Source organism: Acinetobacter sp. RIT698 (assembly GCF_009668065.1).
Taxonomy (GTDB): Bacteria; Pseudomonadota; Gammaproteobacteria; order Pseudomonadales; family Moraxellaceae; genus Acinetobacter; species Acinetobacter guillouiae.
This window is the reverse complement of record NZ_WJYH01000039.1, coordinates 21,869-39,743: the sequence shown is the minus strand read 5'-3', so window position 1 is coordinate 39,743 and position 17,875 is coordinate 21,869. Positions and strand designations below refer to the sequence as shown.

Genomic DNA, 17,875 nt, shown 5'->3' with positions numbered 1-17,875 from the left:
TAAATTTACAATTACATTTATACAAAAAAGAAACAAGATATTGGTAAATGTTCGATAAAGCATTTTTATTACAAAATTGTCATTAATTAAATGTTTGATTAGAACGCTTTCATAAATCAAAAGATAATCATCTGGAGTGAATCATAGTCGTATTGAAAGTCCCTTCTCCCGTTGGGAGAAGGCTAGGATGAGGGGAATTTTATGTTGATTTATGGTTTAAAAAAGACTTCTGAAAAAAGCCTATAGATCAAAATAAATTAGATTATCGATCTAAAATAAACACTAATCATTTTCTCGTTCATATTCCGCAATTGCTTCTTTCGCAATACTGAAACTATCTACACCAGCAGGCACTCCACAATAAATTGTGATTTGAAATGGGGCTGTTGATATTTCATAAATGGCTTGCGTTGTAGGCTAAAATTGAGCATGAGACGTATACGTCGTAAAGCATGAATGAGTAAGATGAATTCAGGGTGTATTTCAATCTATATTTTTAAAAATTTGTCAATAGATCATTTTTCAACTAAAAATCTACACATAATTTTCAACCGATTATCGGATAATAACTTTTAATATTTTCATTTCAGTAGTAATGTTTAGTTAAACAAACAAATAAAAAAAGGAAAAACAATGGATATAATTCTAATACACGGAGCCAATCAAGCAGTTCATGATGAAAAGCTAGGAACTGACATTTTAAAGACAAAATGGCTTAATTATATTAAATCAGGATTTATTAAAAACGGTTTTGATGTAGCTTTATTAAATAAAGTTAATTTTAAATTTTTATATTATGCGGACCTAAGAGAAAATATTACTGCCTTAGTTACAAATGAAATGGCATTTCAAACAATGTCTGAACACTCCAAGCTTTTACTCGAAAGCCAAATTGAAGAATTGGAACAAGATCCTGAAATAAAATCATCACTTCAAGCTCAAAATAATACACAAACACATAATAATTCATTTCCAATTCTTACCCCTAGCCCACTAGGATTTACAGAGACACTGATAGACAGGATAATCTCTCTGTTAGAAGGAAAATATTCTGCTGTTGATAAATTATTTGTAAAAATAGTTTTTAAAGAAGCGCTTTATTACATAGATAATCAGAAATATGTCAAAGCTATACAAACTAGATTAGACAAAATCATTGGAGATAGTAAAGACTATATTATTCTTAGCCACTCTCTCGGAACATTAGTAGCTTATACTCATGCTTGTCAAGCACCTCAAAAAAGCATAAGAAAATTAGTAACTATGGGTAGCCCACTTGCAATTAAATTTGTTGAAAGTTTACGTCAAAAACCACTTGTCGTTCCATCTTCAATTATAACCGATTGGATTAATCTATACGACAAAGAAGATTTTGTTGCTGTTTATCCGTTAGCTAAACCTAAATACAATATTACACCAGATATTGATAATAGAATTGTTCATACAATTGATAGTAAACCACACAATATTCAAGGTTATCTAGAGAGTGAAGGATTCTGTCAATTGTTAAACAATGAATTAAAATCAATTTAAAATTCATTCTTAAATTGGGAGATTTCAATTATGTCTACAAATCTTAAAAAACAGATTATCTTACATATTGATTCTCCCTCTGGTCGTTCTTTTAATAAAATTAAAAATAAAAGAAATGATATTTTTGTCCGTAGTCAAAATGGGCAAATTCTTCGAGATTTAAAATCTTTAGATTTTACTAAAGAGATACGCCTTGATATTCCTCGCTCTTTCTCAATAGAAATTGCAGACATGAATCCTAAAGAAATATTAGATGCCCATGATGATCCGAATCGCATCTTAGCTCCTCCACTGCCTCTTCATCTAATTCATCCTTTAAATGGACAAAATTATAAACAAGAAGAGACTCCATTTTCTAATACATGGGGTGTTGAAACAACACTAGCCCATCAAAGCCCTTTTAATGGTGAGGGAGTAAAAATAGCAATATTAGATACAGGTATTAATTCTGAACATCTTGCATTTCAAGGCGTAAAATTAAAACTTAAAAATTTTACTCAAGATGTTAATGAAGATATCCATGGACATGGAACTCATTGTGCAGGGACAATTTTTGGTAGAGATATAGATGGGCTACGTATAGGTGTTGCTCCAGGAATCACAGATGCCTTAATAGCCAAAGTGATTGGTGTTGGTGGTACATCAGGATCCTTGGTAGAAGCAATAGATTGGGCCTATAAAGAAGGCGCAAATTTAATTTCTATGTCTCTAGGTATTGATTTCACCACCTATATAAAAGAATTAACAGATGACGGCTATACTATAGAGGCTGCAACGTCCTATGCATTGGAGCAATATTTAGCAAACGTAAATATGTTTTCAGTACTTAATGATCTGATACAAGCAAAAGAAAAATTATATCAACCATGTGCAATTATCGCAGCATCAGGAAACAGTAGCAATCGTCCACACTATGAAGTTTCAGCCTCAGTACCAGCCACTAGTGAGAATGTAATTTCTGTTGGTGCTTTAGCACAAATAGGGCAAACTTTTTCCATAGCTCCCTTTTCCAATGATAAATGCACAATAGCAGCACCTGGCGTAAATATTACATCTGCATGGATTGGATCAAATGATGCTCTAAGATCTCTAGATGGAACAAGTATGGCAGCACCTCATGTAACCGGATGTGCTGCGTTATGGATTCAAAAACTCAAACAACAAAATAATTTTTCATCAGTAATGCTTCAAGCAAAACTACTTGGAAGTGCAAAATATATTCCTACTATAGCCAGTAAAGATATTGGCAGTGGGCTAGTCCAAGCACCACTATAAATAAGTACTAAACATTTTCTCGTTCATATTCCGCAATTGCTTCTTTGGCAATACGGAAGCTATCTACACCAGCAGGTACACCACAATAAATTGTGACTTGTAATAAGACTTCTCTAATTTTTTCTTTGGGAACACCATTACGTAACGCACCTTTCACATGTAGTTTCAGCTCATTTGGGCGGTTAAGTGCAGAAATCATAGCGAGATTTATCAGACTTCGTTCAGGTTTCGTCAGCCCTTCTCGCCCCCATACTGCACCCCAACAATACTCAGTGGCTAACTCTAATAATGGCAAGTTAAAATCATCAGCATTGTTCATAGATTGATTGACATATTCTTCGCCAAGCACTTGTTTACGGATCGCCAGCCCTTTTTCAAATGTTTCATTACTCATTTGCTTAATCCTCACAATTAATTATTTGCTTAATCCAGCTAACAACACATATTTAATTTCCAAGTAATCTTCTATTCCATATTTGGAGCCTTCGCGTCCTAATCCTGATTGCTTTATCCCACCAAACGGCGCCACCTCGTTGGATAATATTCCAGTATTCAGTGCCACCATGCCATACGCTAAAGCATCAGATACACGCATTGCCCTAGCCAAATCCTGAGTATAAAAATAAGATGCCAAACCGAACTCAGTATCATTGGCATAGGCGATAACCTCTTCCTCTGTTTCAAACTTAAATACAGGTGCTAATGGACCAAAAGTTTCTTCTTTGGCAACTTGCATTTCAGCAGTAACATCTTTGACAATGGTCGGTTCAAAGAACAGTGCCCCGCATGGGTGAGGCTTTCCGCCCAACACGATCTGTGCACCTTTGCTTACTGCATCGTCAATATGTTCTGTCACTTTGCGAATTGCTGCAGCGTCAATGACGGGTCCAAAATCTACACCAGCCTGCATACCATTGCCGACCTTGAACTGTTTTACCGCCGCAACTAATTTTTCGATAAATACGTCATAGACCGCTGATTGCACATAAATACGATTGGCACAGACACAGGTCTGCCCTGCATTACGAAATTTACTTGCAATCGCACCTGTTACAGCAGCATCAAGATCGGCATCATTAAATACAATAAATGGAGCATTCCCACCCAACTCCATCGATACCTTTTTTACTGTTGATGCACATTGCGCAATCAACTGTTTACCCACCACAGTTGAACCGGTAAAACTAAACTTTTGCACGCGTTCATCTGTAGTCAGTACTTCACCGATTTCGCTAGAGCTTCCAGTGATAACATTAAATACCCCTGCTGGAATACCTGCACGTAGTGCCAACTCAGCAATGGCAAAGGCTGATAATGGCGTTTGCGAGGCTGGACGGACAATCATGGTACAACCTGCCGCTAAGGCGGGCGCAACTTTACGGGTAATCATGGCATTGGGGAAATTCCACGGGGTAATTGCAGCACAAACCCCGATGGGTTGTTTGTTGACTAAAATTTTCTGATCAGCGGCATTTGAGGGAATAATGTCGCCATAAACCCGTTTGGCTTCTTCGGCAAACCATTCTATATAAGCTGCGCCATATGCAATTTCACCCTTGGCTTCTGCTAAAGGTTTTCCTTGTTCCAAGGTTAAAATATAGGCCAGATCTTCTTGATGCTGCATGATTAAATCAAACCATTGACGTAAAATCTGACTGCGTTGTTTGGCAGTTTTTTTACGCCATAGCGATAAAGCCTGTTCAGCTGCGGTAACAGCATCCAAGGCTTCCCGCTGCCCCATTTTCGGTACAGTGCTAATGATTTCACCTGTAGCAGGATTGATCACATTAAAAGTTTGTTTCGTGTCAGCATCGCGCCACTGACCATTGATCAATGCCTGTGATTTTAATAAACCCACATCGTTCAGTTGTGCCATTTTATTGTTTTCCTATTTTTTAAATCTTTGCCAAACACCCAACTTTTTACATCTTCAACAATACTTTCCCGATTTAAATCACTTGTAACGAGAGCTTTTGACCCAGTACTGAAAATTGATATTGCCCTATGTTTAAATCCATCGGACGAATGATGGAACCTGTTAAAATCACATCACCTGCGTTTAAGCTTTTAGCCTGTTGCAAGAGGGTCCGAACCAACCAAAGATAGTTGCGGATTGGGTGATCTTCAGGTTGTGTGGTCACAATGATGTCGAGGTTGGCTTGTTCAATAAGCGGGTAAATATCTAAATCAGCTATAGAGACCTCTATTTCATCACCCAGTATGTAAAACTGTGCCGCAGCATTATCTGCCAAGAATTGAGCGAGATTAAAATGCCAGTTTTGCCAGCGCGTATCTGCAATTTCAATTGCTGGCCGTATTTGCCCTACTTTTGCCAGCAATTCTGCATCAGTTAAATTCGCAGTGGTGATGGCCTGTTTTAAAATAAAGGCCAATTCAACTTCTAATTTCGGTTGATACAGATTTGCAAGCGCTATACAACTGCCATTTTCCAATTGCATATCTGAGCAAAGATGACCATAAACAGGATGTTGCAAAGCATATTTAGCTTGAGCAGGTGCACCCGAAAGAGCCACTTTCCAACCTGAAAGTGTAGTGTCAGTTTCCTGACAATAGTGTTGAATCAGTTGAGCCTGATTGAGATAAGCCTGATCGGTTTCAAGAGATTCAAACTCATTGGCATCCAATACATGTCGCGCAATCCGGGCATCTAATAAGCGATGTTGTAACTCGGTTAATTGATCAACTGACATGCCAATTTCTCCAAAGTTTCTTCAAGCTTTTCCAAAGCGCATGTGGCTGCAATAAAGCGGTCAGGACGTACAATCACCACCTCATCACGGGCAAGATCAAACCAGTCTTCTAGTTTTCGCTCCACATCCTCTACACAAATCACCTGTTCAGAAGCATTTAAAGGTTGCTTACGATTTAAACCACTTTTAGCGCGATTGATCTGAATAAAACGCGTCTCACGACTTTGCCAAAATTGTCGCGTCTGCTCGGATAAATGCTCCAGTGGATCTTTTCGGAATGCAATCACGGCATACCATTGACCCAGAATCTCATCAAATTTCAACTTACTGGCATGAGCATCTTCGACATAGGGTTGAATAAATATTTTCCCAACCACATCGGTTTCTTTGATGTGCGGACGTGGATGATAGACCAAACCTTTATGAATAAAGGGTTTCGGCTTAAATTTAAATTCAACCAGATGGCTGCGTAAGGCATCGACATTGTTAAAAGCTTGAAATAGCCAATCACGTACCCCTGCCATAAGTGGATTGGTCAATCCCAAAACCATACCCATATTGTCTGCCAAGGCAACTAATTCTGTCGCGTGGGTACGGCGCTCATCATCATAACTGGCGATGATTTTTTCCGAGGCGTAGTTTTTTAATACCGCAGCCAATTTCCATGCGATGTTCCCTACATCTCGAATACCTGAATTTAAACCTTGCCCTGCCCAAGGTGGAGTAATATGTGCCGCATCGCCAATCAAGATAATTCGTCCCGCAATAAAGCGGTTGGCAACTCTTGAATTATGGGTATAGGCACGAATTCGAATGATTTCCAGTTCATCTACAGCATCCCCAATATGATTACGGATCAATTGGCGAATGTTGTCTTCCTTACACATACTTTCTTCGTCTTCACCATCAAACAGCATAAATTCCCAGCGGCGCTGCTGATAAGGCAAATATATACAGACAAATGGGCGATTAGGGTCTGCATGTAAGGCGGTATATGGTGCATCCAGAGAATCATGTGCAGCATCCACCACAATCCATTTATGTGGATGAGTTAAACCCTCAAGCTGAATCCCAGCTTTTTTACGCACACAGGAACGGCCACCATCTGCACCAATCACATATTTGGCTGAGATTTGGTAAATTTCACCATCGCTGTCTTTAACTTTGACCGTTGCCGATTCTTCGGTTTGGGAAACATCGAGCATTTCATGCCCAGAACGTAATTCGACCTGTGTATAGGGTTGCAACATTTCCCGCATGGATTTTTCTAAAAGCTGCTGCATAAAGATATTGCGCATCGGCCAACCATAATCAGCAACAGACGGTTTTACTTCAGCAAAACAAATTCCACGAGCATTGTAATAACGCAACGGTACATTTTGGATCATGTCTTTTACAACTTCATCAGCCACGCCAATGCTTTGCAAAACACGTAAGGCCTCATCGTCCATGCCCACTGCACGAGGGTACGGTAAAATATCTGGACTCATTTCAAGCACAATGCTTTGAATTCCATACATTCCCATATAATGCGCCAGCGCAATTCCATTTGGCCCACCGCCAACAATAACAACCTGTGTGTGTTCCTGCTTCATCCCTATTGCTCCCTTCCTTTGACTTCCTACCGCTAAGCAAACTGTCTTAAAAAATCCTGTACGGTCTGATTAAATTGTTCAGTTTGATCATCATGGACATAATGTGATGCCCCTGCAATTTCCACTGTTTTGACCAGTTTGTTGTTTTCCTTAATTTTTTCGAGTATCTCAGTGGTTAAGAAATCTGACAAGCCACCCTTTATAAATAGCGTAGGACAAGTCAAACTTTTAACAGCAGGCCACAAGTCGATCGATGGAAAACTCAAACGTGCCTTGGCAATCCCTACCTGATCATGGCGCCAATGAATCTGACCATCTTTTTCTAGCAAGGTATGTTGCAAACGTGACTGAATCCCCTGCTCATCAATCAATGGGCGAAGCTTTTGCCAAAATGTTGTGGCCTCATCCCACGAAGCAAAAGATAAGGGGGTGCTTTGCATTTCGTGTCGAATCCGTGCTGCACCCTCGCCTTGTATAGAGGAGCCTGGACCAATATCCTCAACAATCAATGCCTGAACCTGCTCAGGATGCAAACGAGTAAATTCAAGTGCATTAGTTCCACCTAATGAATGACCCAATAAGATGATTTGATCCACCTTTAATTCAGCAATCAAATCTTCAAGATCATGTACATAATATTCAGTTTGGTAGCTTGAATATTCCGCCCAATCACTTTGTCCACGTCCACGCTGATCCAGTGCCACCACATAAAAATGCTCCGCAAGCAGTGGTGCAAGCATGTGCCATGTTGCGGCGTAGGAACGCAATCCATGCAGCATGATTAAGACAGGCTGCTCAGGTTCGCCCCAAGTTAAATAATGCAGACCAAGTCCACTGCGGTTTTTAAAAAAATGACTTCCTATTCGCATAATCTCATGTCCTTATATGCATGCGCGATGCCTAAGATTGAGCTGCGTTATCGCTGGCTTAATTTAGACCATCTTCGCCTTTAATTTCAGATGCTTTTAATCCACCTAAACGAGCATGTAAGCGTCCACGAGTCGCAAAAGCCCAGATCACAATAATTTCATCGTTATTGGGTGCATCATTAAAAGATAAAGAAAATGTGTCATAGTGCGAACGTACATAAAGCGCATCTTTATGTGCTAAAGGAACATCAATGATTGTCCCTGCAACACCACGCTTACCAGTCGAAGGCACCCATGATTTACCACCACAAATAGCCTCACGTACCGGGTTGGCCGCAGGATTGGTCAAAAAGGCATTGCCATGTTCATATTCACTATTCATACCGACCAAAATGGCTTTGCCATAACTTTCAATGGCTCGACCCTGTGCCAAAGCCTGTATACGTCGACCAAATTCACGACCCAGTTCAGGTGATTTTTCAATCAGTGCATTGAGGTCTTGCTGAAACTTTCCTGCAAATGGATTATGGATCGCAACAGCAACCGCATATTTATAAACCGGTTCGCCATCTGCCAACACACCGCTTTCATTTGCCAGTGTTTCTTCTACAAAGCTGTACCATTTACGAATATGGTAATATTCAAAATTTGCTTTTTTCATATCAGAACCCTTTAAAAAATAGGCTTAATTTCAATCGGATTGCTTGGAGCACCAGTATCATGAAAAGCTTTAATCGCTTCAGCATCGTCATGAATCGTTTCTAAAAAAAATTCTAAACGATTGCCATCTGGGTCATTGAAATACAGGCCATTGCCTACGGTATGGTCTGTGGTTTTGACCACTTCCACGCCTTTTTGGATCAGCATGCCATGCAATTTTTGCAAGGTTTCAAATGTTCCCTCGATTTCCAAACCATAGTGCTGTAAGCCGAGTCCACCTTGCTGTGCATCAGGCGTCGCCTTGATCAAGGCAATGTCATGATGCTTTACACCAAAACTCATCATGATCCATGCTGGACCACGCGCATGCTCTACCATTCCCAAGACATCGGCATACCATTGAGCAGATGCTTCAGGATCTCTGACAAAGAGTGAAAGATGCGTACGTAATACTTTTATTTTCATCTTTAGCTCGCATTATTTTTCGATCACAGATTGATGTAGCGCCTTGATTTCAGTATTTGCAGGCGTCCATAACACGTCTGCAATTTCACTAAATTCACGCCAATGTTTAATCCAGCTATTACCGCCATTTTCACTGGTAAATAGATGACCATACTTTGTGCCAGCAACCATCTGCGCTGGATTGTTAAAGTTTTGCTGAATCGCCCAGATACAAGAATTGGGTTGTTGTGGTAAAGGCAAGACTTCCCATGTTGCTGCAGCATCTTTGGATAGCAGAATCTTACTGGTGGTTCCCGGTGTCCCATCCGAAATACTGATATACACAGTACTCTGACTCTGATGATGTGCTGACATTGCACGTACGTAATACAAACCAAAAGTTTCTTTGGCAATGATTCCTGTCCATGTCTGCCCGTCATCAAAACTGCGATACACCGCATTGACACAGACCACCACCACCACTTTTTGACCATGATTTGGCAACACTGCAATCGCATGAACGTCAGAATTAAAATCCCAAAGCAAACGATCATCTAGTCGCTGCCAAGTATCACCACCATCTTGTGAATGAAAAAGTCCGCCTTCTTCTAAACCAAACCAAATTTTATTGGCATCGGTTGGATCGTAAGCAAAAGCCAATAAACGCGGACGACTGACCCCTGCACAAAACTCTGGAATTTCAACAGGCGCAGCATCCCAAGTCTGCCCACCATCTAGACTACGCCAAAGCACAGCGCGTGAGGGTGCTCCTGTTCCAGCAAAAATTCTTTGTCGATTTTGCGGATCAACTGCAACTTTCCACACAGTTTGGCCTTTAAACGGCGTATCCATTTGCTGCCATGTCCCACCACAATCATGGCTGACACATAAGCCAATATCTGTGCCTACATAGATGATGTTGGCTTGTTCAGGATCCTGTGATAAAGCGCGGGTAATCGCATCAAATTCTAGATCTTGCCCCACCCCCAAACGATGCCATAACCTGCCATCATCACCACTACGGATCACCGCTTGCCCAACGGTCGCCACTAATAATGTTCCATTTGACATAATGCCTGCTCCTTAGATAAAGATGCCACGGGTCAAACCACCATCAATACCAATCGACTCTCCTGTGATCGCACCCGCTTTCGGTGAAGCAAGGAAACCAATCAAGTAGCCCATTTCGATAGGTGCAAGTGTCCTGCGAATTGGCGTGCTGTCGATATAGCCCTGACGAACTTGCTCAGGTGTTTTGTTCTGTTTAACCCCTTCACGTTCATAAAGCTCTTGAATATGTGGTGTATCAACAACGCCAGGATGAATCAGATTTACAGTAATACCCGATGGACCAAGTTGGTCGGATAAGGTCTTGGTCAAATGGGCAATCGCGAGATTACGCATCCCTGACATGACCTTACTGCCACGACCTGTTAAGCCACCGATATTAATTACCCGACCAAAACCAGCCTTTTTCATATGCGGTGTAACGGCTTTGATACAACGAAAATAGCCAATAACCTTAGTGTCTAAATCACCCAATAACTCATGATCTTCTGCATGTTCAATATCATTACGTACCACACCAGACGGGGCTGCTGCGCCATTGACCAAAATATCAATTCGTCCAAAATGCTGCATGGCCTGATCAACCATAAACTGCACCGCTTTCATATCCGTGGTATCACAAAATAATGGCAAAACCTCATTACCTGTTTCAGTTGAAATCTCTTTGGCTGTTTCATTCAGATAACTCATACGACGGGCGCAGATCACGACTTTGCAGCCTTCTTGAGATAAAAGACGGGCAACATCTTTACCAATTCCCATCCCACCACCAGTAACGATTGCAACTCGATCTTTTAATTCTAAATCCATTTTTTAGTCCTTTTTTGAGTCAAAAATCCCCCATTCCCACTTTGAGTGGGAAAGTAACGCCCTTTTTCAAGGGAGCTTAAGAGAGATCTTAATTAATACAAATTCACGCAAACATTTTTGGTTTCAGTATAAGCTTCAATCACATCATGGCTCATTTCACGTCCCCAACCTGATTGTTTATAACCACCAAATGGGGAAACTGGATCAACCACGTTATAGCAATTTACCCATACGGATCCTGCTTCTAACTTGGCTGCAATTTGATGTGCCTGAGATAAATCCTGTGTCCAAATTCCAGCAGCTAAGCCATAAATTGAATTATTGGCGCGCTCAATCAACTCATCCGTATCGGACCAACTCATCACCGTTAATACAGGACCAAATATTTCCTCTTTAGCAATACAGGCTTTTTCTTCTCTATCAAGGAAAATGGTTGGCTCGAGAAAATAGCCCTGATCAAAACCAGTTGGACGTTGACCGCCTGTTAGTAATTCAGCACCTTCCGCTAATGCTTGCTGAATATAACGATTGACTGTCGCATATTGGCGTTCAGACACCAGTGGCCCCATGGTTGAACTTTCATCTAGGCCATTGGCAATTTTCATGCCCTGTGCCTGTTTGCATAAACCATCCAGCACTTCATCCAGCACTTTTTCATGCACATACAAACGGGAACCTGCGGTGCACACCTGTCCTTGGTTATAAAAAATGGCTTGTGCTGCACCAGGAATCGCTTTACTCAAATCCGCATCAGGTAAAATAATATTGGGGGACTTACCGCCTAACTCTAAAGTGACACGCTTCATATTCGAGGTTGCTTGTTGGGCAATCGCTTTACCCACCGCTGTCGAGCCAGTAAATGCCACTTTATTCACTTGCATATGTGCACTGAGTGGTTCACCAACATCACGACCTGTACCTGTGACCAGATTGACCACCCCTGCTGGGAAGCCTGCTTCTTGAAAAAGCTGCATTAAGCGCACTGCAATCAATGGTGTTTGTTCAGCAGGTTTTAAAATTGCAGTACAGCCCACAGCCATTGCAGGCGCAAGTTTCCAAATACACATGGTCAGTGGGAAATTCCATGGCACAATAAAACCACAAACACCCACAGGATCACGTAAGGTATAGTTTAAAAATGTGCCTTGAGGTGCACCTGAAACTGGCACTTGTCGCCCTTCAACCTTGGTCGCAAAACCCGCAAAATAACGTAAAATATGTGCTGCACCACCACACTCATGACGTGAATACAATAACGGCTTACCATTATCCAGTGTTAAAATCTGTGCCAACTCTTCAGTGTGTTTTTCCACTAAATCTGCCAATTGATACAACAATTTGGCACGTGTTGCGGGGATCTCATAACGCCACGTTTTAAACGCTTGATTGGCAGCATCGACTGCCAAATCAACATCCGCTGCACCGCCTTTTGCCACTTGAGCAATGACTTCTTGTGTCGCTGGATTTTCAACATCAAAGGTCTGTTTACTGACTGAGTCCGTCCATTGACCGCCAATAAATAATTGTTGTGGTTTCGCTAAAAAACGATGTACTTCTGGAAAAATCTCATTTATAGCCATGGGATACACCTCATAATTCCATTACGATTAGATGGGGTTGCATTGCTTGATTGGTTTGAGTCAATGCAGTTTGTAATTCTTGATTGGTTCGCGCCACAGTAGACGCTAAGCCATATGCTTTGGCCAAAGCTGTCCAATCTATTTTGGGTTGATTGAGTTCGGTTAAAGACAATGCCGTTTCACTGAATTCTTCTACACCAAAACGTCTTAATTCATTTTGCAAAATGGCATAACGATGATTGGCAGCAATGAGAATCGTGACAGGTAAATTTTCACGGGCAATGCTCCACAATGTTTGAATGGTGTATTGCGCGCTACCATCAGACTGTAAGCAGAACACTCGTGTGCCTCGTTCAGCCAGTGCAGCACCAAAACCAGCAGGAATACCCTGTCCAATTGCGCCACCGGTATTGGTCATGACCCGATGTTTTACTGCATCATTCGAAGCAGTAAAAAATGGATAACCACAAGTCCCCCCCTCAATAGAGACAATACAGTCCTCAGTCAGACTCGCAGATAAAATTTTCGCAATAGATGCTGGGCTCAATGCCGCTTGTGCTGGTGGTAGTTCTATCGCTTTGCTTACGACAGGCACAAAGGCAGGTGCATTCAGTTCATCCGCCAGTGCATTAAGTGCCGCAGGTACATCCTCACCGACATCAGCCAGATAAAGCAAACGATCTGGTTCAGCTAAGCGTGATGGCAATCCTTCATAGCCAAAATAGCTAATTGGATCAATTACACCCGCACACACCACATAATCATAGTATTCCAACACCTCAATCGCCTTTTCAGGAAAATATGGCAAGCGATCTAGATCTGGTAAGCCACCACCTCGATGACTAATCCGTGGGAATGTTTCAGCAAACATATGCACATGCGCCAATTGCGCCAAACGTCCTGCTGCTTTTAAACCCTCATCATTTACACCGGTGTCTCCCACAATAAACACCAGAGATTTACCTTGCTGATAATACCGAGCGACCTGTTCAACCTTACTGGCGATAAAGTGACGTTGTGGTGCGGTGACCTGAAAATGCTTCCCGATATCCTGAATCTGTTGGGCTTGAAAATCCATTGGTAAGATCAGCGTAGCGATTTGTCCTTTTGCCTGCCAAGCGGCTTTCATCGCATCCTGTAAATCATCACCAATACTGTTGGCATTGCGGGTCATGCGTACCCAACCTGACACAGTTTTTGCCATGCTTTCAATATCACTGGCAAGTGGTGGATCATAGTTCACATGCCATGAAGCATGGTCACCAATAATATTCACTATAGGTGTATTAGCACGACGAGCATTGTGCAAATTTGCCATGCTATTGGCAAAGCCCGGTCCTAAATGGGTCAGGGTTAAAGCAGGCTTTGCAGCCACCCGACCATATCCATCAGCTGCACCAGAACAAACGCCCTCAAATAGAGAAAGTATAGGTTTGATTTTAGTTTCCGCTTGCATCACCGCAACCATCGGAATTTCTGTTGTTCCTGGGTTAGCAAAACAATATTCAAAGCCAAGTTGCGCAGCCGTTTTTACAAAATATTCCGCACCGATCATCTTCTTCACCAGAAAAATTAAATTATTCCCTTATTAAGAGATTTATAAAACATAAAATTTATTATTTCAATAGTTATTTTCATAATACGGGATTTTTTATAATTTTAATATTTCAATTGACCAGATCGCATAACTCGTGAAAGATATAAAAAGTAATTTGCCGTTTTAATCGAGAAAATATGAATAGCAGTCTGGCCAGAATACTGAATGTACTCAACCTCTTTGGTCCTGAACAATTAGAAATTGATGCTGAACTCATCGCACAAAAGTTTGATTTATCAAGAACTTCCTCTTATCGCTATATCAAAGAATTATGTGATGCTGGGCTGATTGTAAAGCGTGGGCCGGGCGGTTATGCCCTTGGCCCTCGTGTCATTGAGCTTGACTGGATGATGAGAAAATATGATCCAGTGTTAAGTACAGGCCGTCCATATCTAGAAAACTTAAGCCAAATTACTGGACTCACTGTTTTTGTCAGTGCTTTTTATGACAGTAAAATTATTAACACTTTTATTTTAAGCCCCAATAATGACATGCATTTTAGTTTTGGACGTGGACGACCTCTGCCACTGTTCAGAGGGGCACAAGCCAAAGTTTTAACTTCATATCGAAGCATAAAAAAAATTAAGCAACTGTATGAAGCCCAAATTTCAAAAGATCCACTGAATATTTATTCACTTGAAGATGTATTAAAAATTTCCAAAAACATTCGTAAAAACGGCTATTGTGCGACCAATAATGAATTAAATGTGGGCAATATCGGGATCGCAGCCCCGATTTTTTCAGATTTTGATTCTAAAGAAGTGACTCATAGTGTCTGTGTGGTCGGCTCTGATCAACAATTTAATTTATTACGCCAAGAAACCATTATTGAGATTTTATTGGAGACTGCAAAAAATCTAACTCAATCGATTGTCTCATCTCCAAAACCGAAGCATCACCCCATCGAAGTGGATGAAATCCAAATTCAACGAGAAGAAGTTGAGCATCTAGAGCAACGCTAAAGCCAAAAATAAGTATAAATTTTAAATATACGGCGTTATCAGCATAAGCACATAGCGTCCGTATATTCGAATTTTAAATAAACCACCCATGTTTGAGACCTAGCGAGACTGAATCAATAAATCAGCACCTTTTTCAGCGATGGCAATCGTGGGTGCATTGGTATTGCCACTGGGTATAGCTGGAATAACTGAACAATCAATAACGCTTAGCTGGTCAATTCCATGTACTTTTAAATTTAGATCCACCACTGAATCTTGCGGATTTTGCCCCATCCTACAAGTTCCAACTGGATGATAAGTGGTTTTACAGTATTCTCGAACAAAAGCCTCTAGTGCCGTAGTATCATCCCGCTTTACGGTGTGATTGGGTGAAAAAATCTTATCAATTTCATTCAACAAAGCAGGCTGTTGGAGTAAATCTAGACCAAATTGAGTCGCTCGAATCAAACCGTGTACATCATCAGGATGTTCCAATAAATTGGCCTCTATCCTCACCATATCTTCAGGATCTTTACTGCGAAGATATAGCTGCCCCCGTGACTTTGGCCGTAAATGACACATCTTTAAGGTAATACCATGGGTGTAATTTTTACCTTGACCACTTGGATCATCAAATACATCTAAAACAGGAAGAAACATGGCTTGCACATCTGGACGCCCCTCATGGTTGGTATCCATGAATGCGCCACCTTCCAATACACTTGAAGCAACCACACCTTCTCGAAATAACAACCATTGCAAGCCATGCTTGTAGCGGCTGATCCCCTTATCCTCAGCATATAAAGAAATCGGCCGTTTAATCGTGGCATTAATTGAGGTATGTAAATGATCATGATAGTTTTTGCCGACAGGAAGGTCTTTTTTCACCTCGATTCCAAGTTCTTCTAGATGCGCTTTAGGTCCAATACCAGAGAGTAATAAAATTTTTGCTGAACCAATTGAACCCGAACTTAATATCACAGCTTTTTTCGCCTTAATACTTGTACTTAGACCTTTTATACGACATTCAATACCTATCGCTTTTCCATGCTCAAGCAAAACTCGATCCACTTGGGTATTCAATTGCACAGTTAATTGTGAACTTTGGCGTACTGAAGCCAGATACGTTTTTGAGCTACTTCCTCGTTCACCATTCTTTATATTATGTTGGTAAAAACCCACCCCTTGTTGTGACTGAGCATTAAAATCTGTCACGTAAGGTAAACCGAGTTCCTGTCCAGCTTTAATAAAAGCACGTGTTAAAGGGTGTTTAAGTCGGGTGTCACTGACCGCCAAATGCCCATGACCACCATGGTATTCACCAGACAAACTTTCATTGTTTTCTGCCTTTTTAAAATAAGGCAAAATAGACTGAAAATCCCAGCCTGTACAACCATACTGGTTTGCCCACTCATCATAGTCTTCAGCTTGCCCCCGTAAATAAATCATACCGTTGACGGAACTACTTCCACCCAAGACTTTTCCTTGTGCACAGGACATTTCCCTGTGATTGGTTCTGGCATCAGGCTCAGTGGTATAATTCCAGGTACTATTGATAACAACGGGGATACCTGCCGGAATCTTATAATTAAAATTTTGATCGCTCCCGCCTGCTTCCACCAACAAAACACTCCCTTTGTTCTGCTCAATGAGACGTGTTACAACCACACAGCCTGCCGACCCAGCACCACAAATAATATAATCAAATTCTTTTATTTGCATAGATTATGCCCTCATGCAGCTTGATGATTAATTCATTGAATCCATATTGAATACTGATGCAATACTTTGTGACGTTAATTTCTTAGCAGAAATAAAAAGTGAGGTAGCTAAATTGATACAACGCTACCTCCTAAAAAACAATGCGATTGTTTAAAAGTTCTTGGTCACACTGACATACAAGCGGTCATCATACATATCCATTTGACTCTCAATATTATTACCAACCCAAGCCAATTCAGTGGTTACACCTTTATAATCACCACGTACTCCCACTTTGTAATCAAAGTAACTACTTTTCTTTCCATCTGGGACTGAACCTAGCTGAAATTCAGCAACACTATCCTGCTTGGTATAACCCGCCGAACCAAACAGTTGTACATTTTCAACTACAGGAAAGCTGTATTCACTACTAAAATAATATTCGTTACCTGAACCAAAAAGATAATTCGGTGAATAGTAAACTGCTGCACTGAAGTTATCTTGAGCAACAAATGTGCTTGTACGCTTGTACATCACCCCATATTCACCAAAATCAGCCGATTTTCCATTTGGGCTAAAATTTCCTCCGGGATAATTCACGTCTGCATAAAAGAAATCCAGACTGTTTTTATCATTGATGCGCCATGTGTAACCCAAGATTGCATCTGCTTCTATGCTGCCCTCATTTGGTGTTGTTGCACTTGCCCCCCATAGCATTAAATAAACACCTGATTGATGGGCCAAAATCAAGCCCCCTTGTACTGACGGTTTTTGATCCGATTTGGAAAAACCACGACTGCGATAATCTGAGGATAAAGTTAATGTGCCGTGTACAGAAAACTGATCCATAAATGTTTCTGGCTTGGATGTTGCTTTCTCCGCTTGAACTGTCTCTGCTTGTACTGCCTGTGCACATCCTAGCGCCAGCATGGTAGCTAAAACGAAATGTTTCATATTGTTCTCCTTTCATCCATGTTGTTCTACCTCATCACACTTCACCCTGAACATCTGTGAGATGTATCTTCCTAAGAGGCATGCTTTATAAAAATAATTATTCCCTATTACGGGATTTTATATATTTAAATGATTAA

General features: G+C 40.9%; 16 protein-coding genes and 1 pseudogene. 3 read left to right on the top strand and 14 right to left on the bottom strand.

Annotated elements, in window-relative coordinates; all coding sequences use genetic code 11:
* Window positions 1–282: 282 nt before the first annotated feature.
* Window positions 283–375, bottom strand: a pseudogene (locus GJV03_RS15970) (4-carboxymuconolactone decarboxylase); the annotation flags it as partial.
* A gap of 258 nt (window positions 376–633) precedes the next feature.
* On the opposite strand from GJV03_RS15970, the gene GJV03_RS15965 reads away from it, so the two are divergent.
* Window positions 634–1,533, top strand: a complete 900-nt coding sequence (locus tag GJV03_RS15965) for a hypothetical protein (protein ID WP_151957284.1) — start codon at window positions 634–636, stop codon at window positions 1,531–1,533.
* A gap of 30 nt (window positions 1,534–1,563) precedes the next feature.
* Window positions 1,564–2,808: a S8 family serine peptidase gene (locus GJV03_RS15960; RefSeq protein WP_151957283.1), complete on the top strand. Its 1,245-nt coding sequence runs from the start codon at window positions 1,564–1,566 to the stop codon at window positions 2,806–2,808.
* Between the two features lie 7 nt (window positions 2,809–2,815).
* Here GJV03_RS15960 and GJV03_RS15955 read toward each other — a convergent pair whose 3' ends face one another.
* The 11 genes from GJV03_RS15955 to GJV03_RS15905 form a co-directional block, all read right to left on the bottom strand.
* A complete protein-coding gene (locus tag GJV03_RS15955; RefSeq protein ID WP_154130535.1) occupies window positions 2,816–3,202 on the bottom strand; it encodes a carboxymuconolactone decarboxylase family protein in 387 nt (128 codons plus the stop codon).
* Window positions 3,203–3,223: 21 nt separating this feature from the next.
* Window positions 3,224–4,684 carry an NAD-dependent succinate-semialdehyde dehydrogenase gene (locus GJV03_RS15950; protein ID WP_154130534.1) on the bottom strand — a complete coding sequence of 487 codons (1,461 nt, stop codon included), beginning with the start codon at window positions 4,682–4,684 and terminating at the stop codon, window positions 3,224–3,226.
* 73 nt (window positions 4,685–4,757) lie between these two features.
* Complete coding sequence (locus GJV03_RS15945) at window positions 4,758–5,519, bottom strand: fumarylacetoacetate hydrolase family protein (RefSeq protein WP_154130533.1); 762 nt, start codon at window positions 5,517–5,519, stop codon at window positions 4,758–4,760.
* On the bottom strand, window positions 5,501–7,114 hold the full coding sequence (locus GJV03_RS15940; protein WP_154130532.1) for a bifunctional 3-(3-hydroxy-phenyl)propionate/3-hydroxycinnamic acid hydroxylase: 1,614 nt from the start codon (window positions 7,112–7,114) through the stop codon (window positions 5,501–5,503). The genes GJV03_RS15945 and GJV03_RS15940 overlap by 19 nt, the downstream gene beginning before the upstream one ends.
* A gap of 32 nt (window positions 7,115–7,146) precedes the next feature.
* Window positions 7,147–7,983: an alpha/beta hydrolase gene (locus tag GJV03_RS15935; RefSeq protein ID WP_154130531.1), complete on the bottom strand. Its 837-nt coding sequence runs from the start codon at window positions 7,981–7,983 to the stop codon at window positions 7,147–7,149.
* Between the two features lie 58 nt (window positions 7,984–8,041).
* On the bottom strand, window positions 8,042–8,644 hold the full coding sequence (locus tag GJV03_RS15930; protein WP_154130530.1) for an amino acid synthesis family protein: 603 nt from the start codon (window positions 8,642–8,644) through the stop codon (window positions 8,042–8,044).
* An 11-nt stretch (window positions 8,645–8,655) separates the two neighbouring features.
* Window positions 8,656–9,108: a VOC family protein gene (locus tag GJV03_RS15925; protein WP_154130529.1), complete on the bottom strand. Its 453-nt coding sequence runs from the start codon at window positions 9,106–9,108 to the stop codon at window positions 8,656–8,658.
* A gap of 12 nt (window positions 9,109–9,120) precedes the next feature.
* Window positions 9,121–10,158, bottom strand: a complete 1,038-nt coding sequence (locus tag GJV03_RS15920) for a YCF48-related protein (protein ID WP_151957276.1) — start codon at window positions 10,156–10,158, stop codon at window positions 9,121–9,123.
* A gap of 12 nt (window positions 10,159–10,170) precedes the next feature.
* A complete protein-coding gene (locus GJV03_RS15915) occupies window positions 10,171–10,965 on the bottom strand; it encodes an SDR family oxidoreductase (RefSeq protein ID WP_056517933.1) in 795 nt (264 codons plus the stop codon).
* 92 nt (window positions 10,966–11,057) lie between these two features.
* Window positions 11,058–12,545, bottom strand: coding sequence for an aldehyde dehydrogenase family protein (locus tag GJV03_RS15910; protein WP_154130528.1), 1,488 nt, complete (start codon window positions 12,543–12,545; stop codon window positions 11,058–11,060).
* Window positions 12,546–12,555: 10 nt separating this feature from the next.
* Entirely contained in the window at window positions 12,556–14,100 is a 1,545-nt protein-coding gene (locus GJV03_RS15905) for an acetolactate synthase large subunit (protein ID WP_154130527.1), read from the bottom strand.
* A 179-nt stretch (window positions 14,101–14,279) separates the two neighbouring features.
* Here GJV03_RS15905 and GJV03_RS15900 point away from each other — a divergent pair, with 179 nt between their 5' ends.
* Window positions 14,280–15,104, top strand: coding sequence for an IclR family transcriptional regulator C-terminal domain-containing protein (locus GJV03_RS15900; RefSeq protein WP_151957273.1), 825 nt, complete (start codon window positions 14,280–14,282; stop codon window positions 15,102–15,104).
* A 99-nt stretch (window positions 15,105–15,203) separates the two neighbouring features.
* On the opposite strand, the gene GJV03_RS15895 is transcribed toward GJV03_RS15900, so the two are convergent.
* The gene (locus GJV03_RS15895) at window positions 15,204–16,805 is read right to left on the bottom strand and encodes a GMC family oxidoreductase N-terminal domain-containing protein (RefSeq protein ID WP_154130526.1); all 1,602 of its coding nucleotides are present in this window, start codon (window positions 16,803–16,805) and stop codon (window positions 15,204–15,206) included.
* Window positions 16,806–16,955: 150 nt separating this feature from the next.
* The gene (locus GJV03_RS15890) at window positions 16,956–17,738 is read right to left on the bottom strand and encodes a TorF family putative porin (protein ID WP_154130525.1); all 783 of its coding nucleotides are present in this window, start codon (window positions 17,736–17,738) and stop codon (window positions 16,956–16,958) included.
* Between the last annotated feature and the right edge of the window lie 137 nt (window positions 17,739–17,875).

What these genes read in the sequence shown, in the direction of transcription:
- GJV03_RS15965 (WP_151957284.1), top strand. Translation starts at nt 634, where the DNA reads ATGGATATAATTCTAATACACGGAGCCAATCAAGCAGTTCATGATGAA.
- GJV03_RS15960 (WP_151957283.1), top strand. Translation starts at nt 1,564, where the DNA reads ATGTCTACAAATCTTAAAAAACAGATTATCTTACATATTGATTCTCCC.
- GJV03_RS15955 (WP_154130535.1), bottom strand. Translation starts at nt 3,202, where the DNA reads ATGAGTAATGAAACATTTGAAAAAGGGCTGGCGATCCGTAAACAAGTG.
- GJV03_RS15950 (WP_154130534.1), bottom strand. Translation starts at nt 4,684, where the DNA reads ATGGCACAACTGAACGATGTGGGTTTATTAAAATCACAGGCATTGATC.
- GJV03_RS15945 (WP_154130533.1), bottom strand. Translation starts at nt 5,519, where the DNA reads ATGTCAGTTGATCAATTAACCGAGTTACAACATCGCTTATTAGATGCC.
- GJV03_RS15940 (WP_154130532.1), bottom strand. Translation starts at nt 7,114, where the DNA reads ATGAAGCAGGAACACACACAGGTTGTTATTGTTGGCGGTGGGCCAAAT.
- GJV03_RS15935 (WP_154130531.1), bottom strand. Translation starts at nt 7,983, where the DNA reads ATGCGAATAGGAAGTCATTTTTTTAAAAACCGCAGTGGACTTGGTCTG.
- GJV03_RS15930 (WP_154130530.1), bottom strand. Translation starts at nt 8,644, where the DNA reads ATGAAAAAAGCAAATTTTGAATATTACCATATTCGTAAATGGTACAGC.
- GJV03_RS15925 (WP_154130529.1), bottom strand. Translation starts at nt 9,108, where the DNA reads ATGAAAATAAAAGTATTACGTACGCATCTTTCACTCTTTGTCAGAGAT.
- GJV03_RS15920 (WP_151957276.1), bottom strand. Translation starts at nt 10,158, where the DNA reads ATGTCAAATGGAACATTATTAGTGGCGACCGTTGGGCAAGCGGTGATC.
- GJV03_RS15915 (WP_056517933.1), bottom strand. Translation starts at nt 10,965, where the DNA reads ATGGATTTAGAATTAAAAGATCGAGTTGCAATCGTTACTGGTGGTGGG.
- GJV03_RS15910 (WP_154130528.1), bottom strand. Translation starts at nt 12,545, where the DNA reads ATGGCTATAAATGAGATTTTTCCAGAAGTACATCGTTTTTTAGCGAAA.
- GJV03_RS15905 (WP_154130527.1), bottom strand. Translation starts at nt 14,100, where the DNA reads ATGATCGGTGCGGAATATTTTGTAAAAACGGCTGCGCAACTTGGCTTT.
- GJV03_RS15900 (WP_151957273.1), top strand. Translation starts at nt 14,280, where the DNA reads ATGAATAGCAGTCTGGCCAGAATACTGAATGTACTCAACCTCTTTGGT.
- GJV03_RS15895 (WP_154130526.1), bottom strand. Translation starts at nt 16,805, where the DNA reads ATGCAAATAAAAGAATTTGATTATATTATTTGTGGTGCTGGGTCGGCA.
- GJV03_RS15890 (WP_154130525.1), bottom strand. Translation starts at nt 17,738, where the DNA reads ATGAAACATTTCGTTTTAGCTACCATGCTGGCGCTAGGATGTGCACAG.